Origin of the sequence: Aquibacillus salsiterrae (genome assembly GCF_028416595.1) — a bacterium.
Classification (GTDB): domain Bacteria; phylum Bacillota; class Bacilli; order Bacillales; family Amphibacillaceae; genus Aquibacillus_A; species Aquibacillus_A salsiterrae.
Genome location: NZ_JAMQKC010000001.1, coordinates 300,413 through 314,696, shown reverse-complemented (window position 1 = coordinate 314,696; position 14,284 = coordinate 300,413). Strand labels below are relative to the sequence as shown.

Annotated in this window: 12 protein-coding genes, 1 other RNA gene and 1 other annotated feature; of the genes, 10 read left to right on the top strand and 3 right to left on the bottom strand. The window is 37.1% G+C overall.

Annotated elements, in window-relative coordinates; translation table 11 throughout:
• Positions 1-181: 181 nt before the first annotated feature.
• Positions 182-1,231 (bottom strand): N-acetylmuramoyl-L-alanine amidase, encoded by a 1,050-nt coding sequence (locus NC799_RS01720; protein WP_272444587.1) that lies wholly within the window; start codon positions 1,229-1,231, stop codon positions 182-184.
• A gap of 110 nt (positions 1,232-1,341) precedes the next feature.
• Here NC799_RS01720 and NC799_RS01715 point away from each other — a divergent pair, with 110 nt between their 5' ends.
• The 4 genes from NC799_RS01715 to ssrS all read left to right on the top strand — a co-directional run bounded on the left by NC799_RS01715 (position 1,342) and on the right by ssrS (position 5,229).
• Positions 1,342-1,515: a helix-turn-helix domain-containing protein gene (locus NC799_RS01715; protein WP_272444585.1), complete on the top strand. Its 174-nt coding sequence runs from the start codon at positions 1,342-1,344 to the stop codon at positions 1,513-1,515.
• Between the two features lie 75 nt (positions 1,516-1,590).
• Positions 1,591-1,809 (top strand) — a binding site (T-box leader).
• 80 nt (positions 1,810-1,889) lie between these two features.
• Complete coding sequence (hisS, locus tag NC799_RS01710) at positions 1,890-3,182, top strand: histidine--tRNA ligase (protein WP_272444584.1); 1,293 nt, start codon at positions 1,890-1,892, stop codon at positions 3,180-3,182.
• Positions 3,172-4,944, top strand: a complete 1,773-nt coding sequence (aspS, locus tag NC799_RS01705) for an aspartate--tRNA ligase (protein ID WP_272444583.1) — start codon at positions 3,172-3,174, stop codon at positions 4,942-4,944. The genes hisS and aspS overlap by 11 nt, the downstream gene beginning before the upstream one ends.
• 84 nt (positions 4,945-5,028) lie before the next feature.
• A non-coding RNA gene (gene ssrS, locus NC799_RS01700) (6S RNA) lies at positions 5,029-5,229 on the top strand.
• A gap of 234 nt (positions 5,230-5,463) precedes the next feature.
• On the opposite strand, the gene NC799_RS01695 is transcribed toward ssrS, so the two are convergent.
• Together NC799_RS01695 and NC799_RS01690 are read right to left on the bottom strand one after the other, a co-directional pair.
• Positions 5,464-6,171 carry an RsfA family transcriptional regulator gene (locus NC799_RS01695; RefSeq protein ID WP_272444582.1) on the bottom strand — a complete coding sequence of 236 codons (708 nt, stop codon included), beginning with the start codon at positions 6,169-6,171 and terminating at the stop codon, positions 5,464-5,466.
• A 138-nt stretch (positions 6,172-6,309) separates the two neighbouring features.
• Positions 6,310-7,584, bottom strand: a complete 1,275-nt coding sequence (locus tag NC799_RS01690) for a replication-associated recombination protein A (RefSeq protein ID WP_272444581.1) — start codon at positions 7,582-7,584, stop codon at positions 6,310-6,312.
• 288 nt (positions 7,585-7,872) lie between these two features.
• On the opposite strand from NC799_RS01690, the gene cymR reads away from it, so the two are divergent.
• The 6 genes from cymR to NC799_RS01660 all read left to right on the top strand — a co-directional run bounded on the left by cymR (position 7,873) and on the right by NC799_RS01660 (position 14,271).
• Complete coding sequence (gene cymR, locus NC799_RS01685) at positions 7,873-8,292, top strand: cysteine metabolism transcriptional regulator CymR (RefSeq protein ID WP_272444580.1); 420 nt, start codon at positions 7,873-7,875, stop codon at positions 8,290-8,292.
• Positions 8,293-8,311: 19 nt separating this feature from the next.
• The gene (locus NC799_RS01680) at positions 8,312-9,463 is read left to right on the top strand and encodes a cysteine desulfurase family protein (RefSeq protein WP_272444579.1); all 1,152 of its coding nucleotides are present in this window, start codon (positions 8,312-8,314) and stop codon (positions 9,461-9,463) included.
• Between the two features lie 8 nt (positions 9,464-9,471).
• Complete coding sequence (mnmA, locus tag NC799_RS01675; RefSeq protein WP_272444578.1) at positions 9,472-10,584, top strand: tRNA 2-thiouridine(34) synthase MnmA; 1,113 nt, start codon at positions 9,472-9,474, stop codon at positions 10,582-10,584.
• Between the two features lie 361 nt (positions 10,585-10,945).
• Positions 10,946-11,596 (top strand): tetratricopeptide repeat protein, encoded by a 651-nt coding sequence (locus tag NC799_RS01670; RefSeq protein ID WP_272444577.1) that lies wholly within the window; start codon positions 10,946-10,948, stop codon positions 11,594-11,596.
• Between the two features lie 53 nt (positions 11,597-11,649).
• Entirely contained in the window at positions 11,650-13,974 is a 2,325-nt protein-coding gene (recD2, locus tag NC799_RS01665; RefSeq protein WP_272444576.1) for an SF1B family DNA helicase RecD2, read from the top strand.
• Between the two features lie 108 nt (positions 13,975-14,082).
• A complete protein-coding gene (locus NC799_RS01660; protein ID WP_272444575.1) occupies positions 14,083-14,271 on the top strand; it encodes a hypothetical protein in 189 nt (62 codons plus the stop codon).
• Positions 14,272-14,284 lie beyond the last annotated feature (13 nt).

The window sequence follows — 14,284 nt, the reverse complement described above, 5'->3', positions numbered from 1 at the left end:
TGGTTTTGGAATCATTTCGTGGAATTTGGCTAGTATGTTTTTTAAAAGAGATTCAAGAGCTGTTTTACTCTTCTTCCTACCCCCTCGGGTCATAAGTCAATCCCTTCTGTGGCAAAGAACGCCACGTCAGATTTTGTCTTATGCCTGCCTTAGGCTTAACAAGGCGCGACTTGCGCTTTTCTTACTTGAAATAGTTAATCAATCCTGAAACGATGCCATTTGCCATTTTGTTTTGGAATATTTCAGACTGTATTTTACTTTCTTCTGCTTGGTTTGAAATAAAGCCGAGCTCAAGTAACAGAGCTGGTTGATGATTTTCTCTTAATACTTGAAAATTTGCATACTGGACACCTCTATTTTTCATTTTAGTACTGTCTAGTATAGACCATTGCATTATTTCGGCAAACCGTTGATTACTCTCAGAATAATAATAGCTACCAACTCCTACTACTTCAGGAAATTGAGGCGTACTATTGTAATGGATGCTGATAAAGGCATCTGCATTTACAAGATTCGAAATAATTGCTCGTCCACTTAAAGAATAGTAGTGGTCTGTTTTCCTAGTTAATACGACATTTGCACCTAATACTTCGAGAAGTTGTTTAATTTTTTTTGCGGTGGTAAAGGTATAATCTTTCTCATAGTTACCACTTATCCCTATAGCTCCAACATCGTAACCGCCGTGACCTGCATCTAATACAATTGTTTTGTTTTTTATGTTAGTATTTTTCGGCTTGCTATTATTTGATTCTATTCCCCACGCCGGAATAAAGGCCTGCTTTCCGTTAAACTCTATTTCCGTCCAATCATTCTCTTGGTTTTTAATTGGATAAGATTCACCTTTTTTTGCGAAGCCAATAATTTCGTAACTCGTTGATGGGCCATTACGAATATTGACTTCTTCATACTTAATAACTGCACGACTAGTTAGTTTATCTTCTTCAAGACCTTGTGCTTGTTCATCTATATTAGAAAAATTTATGTAATCTTTTGATACCCATCCGGTTTGATCCTTCACTTTTATTTGGACCCAATCTTCCTGTTCATCCAATACTTCGTACACCTCGTCTTTATCGACCTTTGTAATAACCTCATCATTCAGACTAGGGCCACTTCTGACGTTTAAGTTATTGACATTAATCAGAGCATCTTTTGCATAAACAACTGATGAGATGGATAAAACTAACAAGAACAAACCAAACAGGATTAGTACTTTTTTTCGATTAACCAAATCTGCTCCCTCACTTTAATCAAGGCATATTAGAAGTAATAATAATGAATTATACTATTTAATCCTAATCAATAACTAGCAAAAAATCAAAAGATAAATGGAGGAATAGAATGAGATATAATGAAAAGCATCCATATGGCCAGGTTGATCAATTTATTTATGGTGTTGATTTTCATCGGTTTACTGAACTAGAAGGTAAATCAAATAGTATGGAAATTGCAGAAGAATTAGGTGTCTCATTAAGAGATGTAAAAAAATTAAAGGAAAAGTTAAATCGTTCTTGACAACTTTCCTATGAAACATTATGATTATAGACAATTCTGAAAAACTTGAAAAATAATCTATTATAAATTAAATAGACATAACTGATGATGGGAAAAGTAAACGAGAAACACTAGGATAGAGAGAGAGCTTCTTGGCTGAAAGAGTTCTTACTAGATGCCTTGTTGAAAGACATTCCGAAGGTTCTGTATTGAAATGAGTAAGTATGGACGTATACAGGCGTTAACTGTTTAAGTGGAGACATTTGTTTTCTTGTCTCAACTAGGGTGGCAACACGGGTAACTCTCGTCCCTTTTTCATTAGGGATGAGAGTTTTTTGTTGTCTAAATAGAGTTGAAAAATGTGCGATTTAGTGTGAAAAGAGGAGGTTTATGATATGACAGTACAAGCACCCAGAGGTACTCAAGATTTATTACCAGGAACAACAGAAAAGTGGCAATTTGTAGAACGGAAAATTACGGATTTATGTAGGAGATTTAACTATCAGGAGATTCGTACGCCTATTTTTGAACATACTGAATTATTCCAGCGTGGAGTAGGTGATACAACAGACATCGTTCAAAGAGAAATGTATACCTTTACGGACCGTGGTGATCGGAGTATTACGCTTAGGCCAGAAGGGACCGCTTCCGTTGTCCGAGCGTTTGTACAAAACAAACTTTATGGGTCACCAACACAGCCGACTAAGCTTTATTATTTTGGTCCAATGTTCCGGTATGAAAGACCACAACAAGGGAGAATGCGACAATTTGTTCAATTTGGTGTCGAAGCGTTAGGGAGTAAAGACCCAGCAATTGATGCAGAAATCATGTCGTTAGCTATGTCTGTTTACCAGGAGTTAGGTCTAAAATCGTTGAAGTTAGTGATCAATAGCCTCGGTGATACGGAAAGTAGAAACAACCATCGAGAAGCATTGATTAACCACTTTGAACCACATAAAGAAGAGCTTTGCGCTGACTGTCAAGTTCGATTAACTAAAAATCCACTTCGGGTGTTGGATTGTAAAAAAGACAGAGAACACCCTGCAATGGCAACTGCGCCTTCAATTTTAGAATACTTAAATGAGGAATCAGGCGAATATTTTCAAAAGGTCCAAAATTATTTAGATCACATGGGCATTCCGTACGAAGTTGATAAGAATCTAGTAAGAGGGTTAGATTATTACAACCATACTGCATTTGAAATTATGAGTGATGCCGATGGATTTGGTGCTATTACTACACTGTGTGGCGGAGGGAGATACAATGGTCTTGTTGAAGACTTAGGTGGACCTGAAACCCCTGGAATTGGATTTGCCCTTAGTGTTGAACGGTTACTAATGGCTCTTGATGCCGAAGCAGTTGCCTTAAATGAAAACAGCGGGGTGGATTGCTATTTTGTATCACTTGGTGACAAAGCCCAAGAAGAAGCTGTCCGGTTAACATACGAATTGCGTAAAGCAGGTATTCAAATTGATAAAGATTATCAAGAACGTAAATTAAAAGCGCAGTTTAAAACTGCTGATCGATTACATGTTAAGTATGTAATTGTTCTCGGTGAAAATGAATTAGAAAATAACCAAGTAAGTGTTAAAGATATGGAATCTGGTGAGCAACAGGAAGTTGCGCTTTGCGAGTTGGTCACTTACTTAATAAAAGCATTACAGGGGGACAAGCAAGATGGGAAGTAGATATTTAGCAGGGAAACTTCGTAAGGGAAATGTAGATTCTACAGTTAAATTAATCGGTTGGGTGCAAAAAAGACGGGACTTGGGCGGATTAATTTTTATTGATTTAAGGGATCGTTCTGGTCTAGTCCAGATTGTTTTTAACCCTACTGAATCGGAAGAAGCTTTAAATCTTGCTGAAACAGTAAGAAGTGAATATGTAATTGAAGTGGTAGGAAAAGTCGTCGATCGTGATCCTTCAACTGTTAATCCGAAAATGGAAACAGGTGATATTGAAGTAGTCATTCAACAAATTAAAATTGTAAATGCTGCTAAGAATCCGCCATTTCAAATCCAGGATGAAACGGATGTTGCTGAAGATGTTCGATTGAAATATCGTTACCTTGATTTAAGAAGAGACCCAATGCAAAAGACATTTAAAATGCGTCATCAAGCAACCCAAGTAATTCGCAACTTTTTAAATGAAGAAGAATTTCTTGAAATGGAAACACCAATGCTAACGAAAAGTACACCAGAAGGCGCAAGAGACTATTTAGTACCGAGTCGCGTACATCCAGGGCACTTTTACGCATTACCACAATCACCACAGTTATTTAAACAGTTGTTAATGGTGTCAGGGTTTGAAAGATATTATCAATTTGCTCGTTGTTTTAGGGATGAAGATTTACGTGCCGATCGTCAGCCTGAATTTACACAAATTGATATTGAAACATCTTTCATGACAAGTGATGAGATTATGGAAATGACAGAACGAATGATGCAAAAAGTCATGAAGGAAGTGAAAGGACTAGATATCAACCTACCTTTCCCGCGTATGCAGTATGATGAAGCAATGGAAAGATTCGGTTCTGATAAACCAGATACAAGGTTCGGTTTGGAATTAGTCAATCTGTCAGAAACTGTCCAAGATTCTGGATTTAAAGTATTTCGAGATGCAGTCGATTCTGGTGGTAGCGTAAGTGCAATTAATGTAAAAGGTAATGGCGAAAGTTTCTCAAGGAAAGATATTGATAAATTAACCGACTTTGTTAAAATTTACGGTGCAAAAGGCCTTGCTTGGATGAAAGCTGAAGGCGGGGAGGTTAAAGGGCCTATCGCGAAGTTTTTGTCTGAATTAGAGGTAGCAGAAATAAAGAAACTCCTAGAAGTATCAGATGGCGATTTGTTATTGTTTGTAGCTGATAAGAAGAAGATAGTCTATGATAGCTTAGGTGCATTACGACTTAAACTAGGTAAAGAGCTAAACCTAATTGATGAATCACAATTTAACTTTTTATGGATAACAGACTGGCCATTATTCGAGTATGATGAGGATGCTGGGCGATATTTTGCTGCACATCATCCGTTTACAATGCCTAAGACCAATGATTTAGATGAATTAAAGGCAAATCCTGGTGAAGTAAAAGCGAAAGCATACGATTTAGTGTTAAATGGTTACGAACTAGGCGGTGGCTCACTCCGTATATATAATAAAGAAATGCAAATGAAGATGTTTGAAATTTTAGGGTTTACAGTGGCAGAAGCAGAAGAGCAATTTGGGTTCTTGTTAGAAGCGTTAGAATTTGGCGCTCCACCACATGGTGGTATTGCTTTAGGCTTTGATCGGTTTATTATGTTATTAGCTGGTAGAACCAATTTACGGGATACTATTTTATTCCCTAAAACTGCATCAGCATCTGATCCACTAACAGATGCACCAAGTACAGTTAGTAACAATCAACTAAAGGAGTTGAATTTACAGCTGAATAAAATTAAAAACGTTTAAGCTGTAATAAGAGATCTGCTTGAATATACGATAGAGTTATGCTATCATTTAGTTAGAAAATATAAACAGAAAACATCATTTGTATGAGTCCTGATGTGTTCGTCTTTTCTTATCGTTTTGACCGAACATTATGTATTCGGGAGCTTGACGTTTCAATATGGCGTGCAAGCCTCATTATGGAAGGTATAGGTAATGAGAGGAAGCATAAAGTATTGAACAGAGCACCCACCTGCTTGGAAGCGGGATCAAAACGCATGAATTCAAGACGGCATAATTGGGATTTATGCAAAAGAAATGAAAAAACCCTTAAGTGTTTTGACTTAAGGGTTTTTTTTAGCAGATAAAAAGTATAACAAACGTAAGAAGCGCCTCGGGTCTAACCAGGCGCTTCCGCTTTTCTTGTCTAGCTCCAGCGCCTAGCCCCTCGGGTCATAAGTCAATCCCTTCTGTGGCAAAGACCGCCACGTCAGGTCTTGTCTTATGCCTGACGGGTCTAACCAGGCGCTTCCGCTTTTCTGTTTATCTTGCGACTTGTTCTAGGTTACCATTTTTCTCCATTCGAAAAGCAGGGGTGGATACACTTTCGTCATCGTCAAAAACTACCATTTTTCTAGCTCTATCCATAATTTGGATTAAAACTTGATAGTCTTCTTGGATGGTTTGTAATTGTTCCTGTAATTGCGAATTCTTTTTCTCTAATGATTCTTTTTCTTTGATAAGTTCAGCATTTTCCACTTTTAGCTTTTCAAGGTTTGTTTGAGAATTTGCCGATGCATAATACTCCTGCTTTATACTAGATAGATAATCTATGACCATGTCTAAGTTAATAGAGGCGTCTTGTGTAATGGGCTGACTGACTTGATTATTTGATTCAGTTTCTAATACTTCCTCATTTAACATGCTCCAATTTGTTGCAGGTATTGTTTCTTTATTGACGTTAATTGCACTTTTTTGCGGCGTATGTTTTTGCTCTGCTTTTTCTTCGCGTGCTTGAGCACGTTTCTTTTCTTTTCTTTGTCGTTTAGCGATAGCTACTGCTTGTTCATATTTTTGTCTGACCTCAGCATTCCATCTGAATCCACAGGCTGCAGAAGTTCTATTTAGTTTATCTCCAACCTCTTCAAATGCATTCAATTGCGTACTTCCTTCTCTAATGTGACGCAAAACAGTTTCTGCTAGTAATAAATCATCTTCATGCGACCATGCGTCTTGTCTCACTTTAACCAATTACGACACTCCCTTTTCTTTTTAGATAATCTTTTTTATGTTTTTTTGTTTAAATCACAAATTGATAGAAATAGTTTTTAAATATTTGTATCTATCATTACCTAAAAAGAAAAGATTTATACCACTATATTACTAAACTCACTGTTCTTTTTTTGATATTCTTTGATAAACTTGTTTTAAGGACTGTTCGAACTTACCAGTATCTTTTGGCTGATAATACTTTTTGTTTTTTATTCTATCTGGTAAATATTGTTGCTCGACCCATCCAGAATCAAAGTTATGTGGGTACTTATAATCGACACCTCTACCGAGAGAAATCGCCCCTTGATAGTGAGCGTCTTTTAAATGAATGGGAATGTCTCCAGTATTACCGTTTCTGATATCTGCTAGGGCTTCATCTAAGGCCTTGTAAGCAGAATTTGATTTAGGTGATAGGCACAATTCTACAATCGAAACTGCTAAAGGTATTCTGGCCTCAGGTAGACCAATCCGCTCTGCAGCTTCGACTGCTGCTAGTGCTCGTGGACCTGCCTGCGGATTGGCTAGTCCAATATCTTCATAAGCACAAACAACTAAGCGTCTAGCAATACTATCCAAATCTCCTGCTTCTATTAATCTGCCGAGATAATGTAACGCAGCATTCACATCACTGCCTCTAATCGATTTCTGGAATGCAGAAAGGACATCATAATGGGCATCACCGTTTTTATCATGGCTAAAACTTTTCTTTTGCATACATGCCTCTGCAACTTCTAAGTCAATTACGATTAGATTGTCTTTGTTTTTTGGTGTTGAGAATGCAGCTAACTCTAACCCGTTTAGTGCAGCGCGTAAGTCTCCGTTAGCAGACTGTGCAAAATGATCCAAAGCATTTTCTGTTATTTCTATCTCGATATTTCCTAGCCCATTTACTTTATCCCTTAATGCACGATAGACAGCTTCTTTTACATCTTCGTCATTAAGGGGATGTAATTCAAATAAATGTGATCTACTTCTTACAGCTGGGTTTATCGAATGATACGGGTTACTTGTTGTACAACCAATTAAAGTGATTAAATTACTTTCGACGTGGGGTAACAAGAAGTCCTGCTTCGCTTTATCGAGACGATGTACTTCATCTAATATTAATACGAGTTGTCCGTGCATTTTCGCTTCTTCCACAGCAATTTCCATGTCTTTTTTCTTGTCTACTACTGCATTTAATAGTTTATATGGTAACTGTAAGTTTCGTGCTAATGCTGTTGCCATTGATGTTTTACCTGTTCCTGGTGGTCCAAATAGGATCATTGATAAAAGACGATTTGCTTCTACCATTCGTCGTATCATTTTTCCTTCACCAACTAAGTGTTTTTGACCAATTATTTCGTCAATATTCTTAGGACGCATACGAAAAGCTAAAGGCTTTTGACTCATATGTTTCTTTCTCCTTTTTCTCACATAAGTTTGATTCCTTGACGTGTTCAAATAAATTAACTAGAATTATCTTTTCTTCATTAGTAATGGTTGAACTGTCTTTAGCGTACTGATAACCTCTTGAAAATGCAAGAGTGAAACTATTCATGCTATAATTATGATGATATTATAGATGCTTTAATGAAAGAGATAATAAAAAATCTAGGAACTGTCTAGCTGCAAACGATTTGTTGCTAATTTATTAATGATATAGTTACCTTAATTTACGTTTAGAAGAGGTGAAGCTCGGTGAAGATCTCGACAAAGGGTCGATATGGATTAACAATTATGATTGAACTAGCAAGGCATAATGGGAGTGGACCAGTTTCTTTGAAAACCATTGCGACGGACAATAACCTGTCAGAACATTATTTAGAGCAGTTAGTTGCCCCGTTGCGAAATGCTTGTTTAGTAAAAAGTGTTCGTGGTGCATATGGTGGTTATGTGTTAGCAAAAGACCCCTCGGAAATAACTGCAGGTGATATTATTCGAATTTTGGAAGGTCCAATCACACCAGTGGAAGGGATTGAAGATGAAGAACCAGCCAAACAACAATTGTGGATTAGAATTAGAGATGCTGTTAAAAATGTGTTAGATACGACAACATTGGATGATTTGAGAAAACATGGGGATGATGATAGGCAAGACCCCCATATGTTTTATATTTAGAAAGATAGGAGGAATTTCGGTGGAACCAATTTACTTAGATCACGCTGCAACAACACCGATTCATCCCGAAGTAATAAAAGCTATGATACCTGCATTAGAGGACGTTTATGGTAATCCTTCCAGTGTACATCATTTTGGTAGAAGAGCACGACAATTTCTTGATGAAGCAAGAAGGATTGCTGCTAAAAGTATTGGCGCACAAGAAAAGGAAATAATTTTTACGAGTGGTGGTACAGAGGCTGATAATTTAGCATTAATTGGAACTGCTATTGCCAATCAACACCGTGGTAACCATATAATTACAACAACAATTGAGCATCACGCAATATTAGACGCAGCTAAATACTTAGAAAAAAGAGGATTTCGTATAACTTATTTACCTGTTAACGAATCGGGTCAAGTGGAGCTATCAGCGTTAGAAGCAGCACTGTCAGAGGAAACGATACTAGTATCAATCATGACAGTTAATAATGAAACAGGTGTTATTCAACCAATTAAAGAAATCGGTGCCATACTGAATAACCACCTAGCTTACTTCCACACGGATGCGGTCCAGGCTTACGGATTGTTGCCTTTATCCGTTAATGATTTAGGTGTTGACCTATTATCGGTCTCCTCTCATAAAATAAATGGTCCAAAAGGAATTGGTTTTTTATATGTTAAGGACGGCGTAACCATAGAATCCATTCAGCACGGGGGACAACAAGAACGGAAAAAACGCCCAGGTACTGAAAATGTAGTAGGAATTAAAGGATTTGCTAAAGCAATAGAATTGGTTATGATAGAGATGCAAGACAGGAACAAGCGTTATGGAAACTACAAACAACTATTTTTAAATACATTAGATGAACAGACAGTTAATTATCAAATAAACGGAGTTCATACGATAGCATCGATTGCAAACTTAAGCTTTCCTGGTACAAATGTAGAATCACTGTTAACAAACTTTGACCTATCAGGTATTGCGGCATCAAGTGGTAGTGCGTGCACAGCTGGGTCTGTAGAACCATCACATGTGTTAGCGGAAATGTATGGATCAGCTAATGAAACAACAATAAACTCGATTCGGTTCAGCTTTGGAGCAGCCAATAATGAACAACAAATAAAAATGGCAGCTGAAAAGGTTGCAGCAATTGTAGCGAGATTAACCAAAGATAATGACATAAGGTGATGAGATATATGAAAGACAATGCAAGTACTAGAGTAGTTGTAGGTATGAGCGGTGGAGTAGATTCATCTGTTGCGGCTTTGTTATTAAAGCAACAAGGTTACGATGTGATTGGTATCTTTATGAAAAATTGGGATGATACTGATGAAAACGGCGTTTGTACTGCAACAGAAGATTTTGATGATGTTGTTCGTGTTTGTAATCAATTGGATATCCCATACTATGCTGTTAATTTTGAAAAACAATATTGGGATAAAGTGTTTACGTATTTTTTAGATGAATATAAAGCTGGTCGAACACCTAATCCAGATGTGATGTGTAATAAAGAAATTAAGTTTAAAGCGTTTCTCGACCATGCTATGTCACTGGGCGCCGATTATTTAGCGACAGGTCACTATGCTCAGGTAAGACAAGTTGGGGACACGTATGAAATGCTAAGGGGTGTAGATAGCAACAAGGACCAAACATATTTTCTAAACCAACTTAGTCAAGACGTCTTAGCCAAAGTTATGTTCCCACTTGGTCACTTACCTAAAAAAGAAGTGCGTAAAATTGCTGCAGCCAATGATTTAGCAACTGCTACGAAAAAAGATAGTACAGGTATATGCTTTATTGGGGAGAGAAATTTCAAAGAATTTTTAAGTGAATATTTACCTGCACAGCCTGGGAAAATGATGACTTTATCTGGAATCGAAAAAGGCAATCATGATGGATTAATGTATTATACGATTGGGCAAAGGCAGGGGTTAGGGATCGGTGGTGCAGGAGACCCTTGGTTTGTTGTCGGTAAAAACTTATCAGAAAATGTCCTTTATGTTGAACAGGGCTTTCACAATGAATATTTGTATTCAGATGCATTAATTGCATCACAACTGAATTGGATAAATGGAGCCAATTTAGCGGGACCATTAGAGTGTACCGCCAAATTCAGATATCGCCAAAACGACAGTAAAGTAACTGTTATCCCATTAGAAAATGGCAACGTAAGAGTTGATTTTCATGAACGAGAAAGAGCAATAACACCCGGCCAAGCAGTTGTTTTTTATCAAGAAGAAGTCTGCTTAGGTGGCGGTACAATAGACGAAATCATTAAAAATGAAACATCAATCGATTATGTCGGATAACTAACAACCGGGTGGGCAAATTAGGGAATTCCTAAATGTCTACCCTCTTTTTATAACAGAAAGCGTAGCGGGCTTGGTAGATGCGACTGCATAAGCAGAGCGCCGAAAGTGACCGATTTTTGGTCACAGTAGGAGAACTGCTTATGTCACGAGCATCTAGCCCGCGAAACTGGACTATAACAGAAAGCGTAGCGGGCTTGGTAGATGCGACTGCATAAGCAGAGCGCCGAAAGTGACCGATTTTTGGTCACAGTAGGAGAACTGCTTATGTCACGAGCATCTAGCCCGCGAAACTGGACTATAACAGAAAGCGTTATAATAGAAACGAAGCAATTGGAACTACAATAAGAGGTGATTAATAATGAACAAGGGAATAGAATTGTTGAACGAAGGTAAAATGGAGGAAGCTGCTAAATTTTTTACCGATGAAATAGAACAAAAACCAACAGATCCAGTCGGGTATATTAATTTTGGTAATTTGTTGTTACATATACAAGACTTTGAGAGAGCAGAAAAATTTTTTGAAAAAGCAATTGAATTAGATAATCAGGCTGCAACAGCACACTATGGTTTAGGCAATGTTTTTTTTGAACAGGAAAATTACAAAAAGGCACAACAGCACTTTCAACAAGCGCTTGACTTAGGATTAAAGGAAGCAGACGTATATTTCTTGTTAGGAATATCTTTTCAAAAGCAAGACCACCACAAACTGTCACTACCATATTTACAGCGTGCACAGGAACTCAATCCTGAAGAAGAAGCAATTTTGTTTCAATATGGACTAGCCTTGGCGCAAACAAGCCAAGTTGATGTTGCTAAAGAAGTTTTTGAAGATGTGTTAAAGCTAAATAACGACCATAGTGATGCATATTACAACTTAGGTGTTTGCTACCTTTATCAGGAAGACGTTGATCGTGCACTAGAGAACTTTACTAAGGCAGTAGAAATTCAACCTGACCACCTATTAGCTGCAAATGGAAAGAAAAAAATAGAAGAGCTACTAACCGATTAACTATTAGAAAAATTTGGCCGTACGTACAAGTTTATTGAAGGGAGTTCATGGTAATGGAAAATAATGAATTAAACGAAGCAACTGGCTTTATTAAAGGTGAGTTATTACATACCATTTTTGTAAACGAAGCCGAACATTTTTCCATTGCTAAAATAAAAATAACAGAAACTAATGAGCCGCTAGATGAGAAGGAAATTGTTATAAAAGGGTATTTTTCTATCTTAAGCCAAGGGGAAGTATATACATTTTATGGGACGTTTGAGGAACATAAGCGATTTGGCCGTCAATACCATGTTGATCATTACCAACGATTTGTACCGACAACAAAAGAAGGCATTGTTGCATATTTGTCAAGCGAGCTTTTCTTCGGAATCGGAAAGAAAACAGCTGAGAAAATAGTGTCTCACTTGGGTGAGACAGCCATTTCAACCATAATCAAAGATAAACAGGCACTTAATGTAGTACCTGGTATTCCTAAGGAGAAAAAAGATCAACTATATAAGCAATTGAAAGAGAACCAAGGATTTGAACATGTTGTTGTCAACCTAGCAAGCTATGGGATTGGCCTTAAATTAGCTCAAAAAATTTATGCAAAATACAAAGAAGAAGCAGTTGACTTATTAAAAGAAAACCCTTATCAATACGTTTTTGATATTGATGGATTTGGGTTTCAGCGTGCTGATGAAGTTGCGAAACAGCAAAATTTCCCAATGAATCATCCAAGTCGAATTCAAGCGGCATGCATTTACACCTTACAACAAAGTATTACGGATGGACATGTATATCTTCCGATCAAAGAACACATTGTTCGGACTGACCATCTATTGCTTGGACAAGCACTAGGCTTATCCTTTGAAGATATTTCCCGAGAAATACTAGAGCTGAATAAACAAAAACAGATAATCGTGCACGAATCAAATGTCTATTTACCAACGCTATATTACGCTGAAAGTGGGTTAGCTACACAAATTTCGCGAATAATCAGTCAAAGTCTAGAAGAGTCGGTAAACGATGCTGAATTAATGAAAATTGTAGGAGAAATTGAAGAACAAGAATCTTTAAGCTATGGAAAAGAGCAATTTAAAGCAATTAAGCAAGCACTGTCTTCCAAAGTGATGATTTTAACTGGTGGACCGGGAACTGGGAAAACAACAGTAATTAAAGGAATTATTAAAGCCTATGCAAAAATTCACGGTTTATCCCTTGATCCTAGAGACTATAAAGATAACAAAGACAACTATCCGTTCGTATTGACTGCTCCTACTGGTAGGGCTGCAAAACGAATGAAGGAATCGACTGGATTACCTGCAATGACCATTCACCGGTTACTTGGCTGGAATGGAACTGAGTCGTTTGAAAAGGACCAAGATAATCAACTAAGTGGAAAACTACTAGTTATTGATGAATTTTCCATGGTTGATATATGGTTAGCAAATCAACTGTTTAAGGCTGTTCCTAACGAGATGCAAGTGTTAATTGTCGGTGATGAAGACCAATTACCATCAGTTGGCCCTGGTCAAGTGCTTGCTGATCTGTTGGCTTCACATTTATTACCGTTTGTTAAATTAAATGAAGTGTATCGTCAAAAGGAAGGGTCTAAGATTATTCAATTAGCCCATGAAATCAAAAATAACGAATGTTCCGCTCATTCCTTACGAAAAGAAAATGATTTTAATTTTATTGAGTGTCGCGAGGACCAAGTTATTCATGTTATTATGCAAATCGTTAAGCGAGCAATTGATAAAGGTGTTGATCTACATGACTTACAAATCATTGCACCTATGTACCGAAGTTTGGCAGGCATTCACCGAATAAATGAAGAACTTCAGAAACTAGTAAATCCTAAGAGCAAGACAAGAAGAGAAATAAAAACAAAAGATTTTACCTTTCGAACAGGTGATAAAGTAATTCAGTTAGTCAACCAACCAGAAGATGGTGTCTTTAACGGTGACATCGGCGAAATAGCTGCCATTTATGAGGAAGATGAAGGAAAAGATCAAGAAGAAGAAATTGTTGTGATGTTTGAAGATAAAGAAGTCGGATACCAACGTAAAGATTTGATTAATCTTATGCATGCATATTGTACTTCTATCCACAAGTCACAAGGCAGTGAATTTCCTATTGTAATTTTACCAGTTGTTCCTAGCTACCGAAGAATGTTACGAAAGAATTTGCTTTATACTGCTATAACTAGATCTAAAAAATCGCTAATTTTATGCGGAGATAAACAAGCGTTTTTACAAGGAATAACAGAGGAAGACACAAATAAAAGGTTTACCTCCTTGATTTACATGTTAGAGTCCATCGTTGGAAGGCAAAACAAAAATATCGATACAGATGAAAAAGAGGAAGAACTTTCTCCTTATGACTTTATGTAATTTACACAAAATAAAGACATACCACGTCTAGTAGATGGTAGTATATCTTTCCTTGAATTGGGCAATAATTGAAGTAACTTTATCGAACGTGAAGGAGTTGCTTAAAAAATGAATTGTCCAAATTGTAAAGGGAAAGATATAGGGAAGATAGGGAATCAACACTATTATTGTTGGAATTGTTTTATTGAACTTTCCGTGCAGAATGGCGTTTTTCAAGTACATGAAGTAGAGTCAGATGGTTCATTAAGCTCGTTAAACGATTTATTCTCAGAAGAAGAAAGAAGATTACAATGGTAATTAAATAAAACTA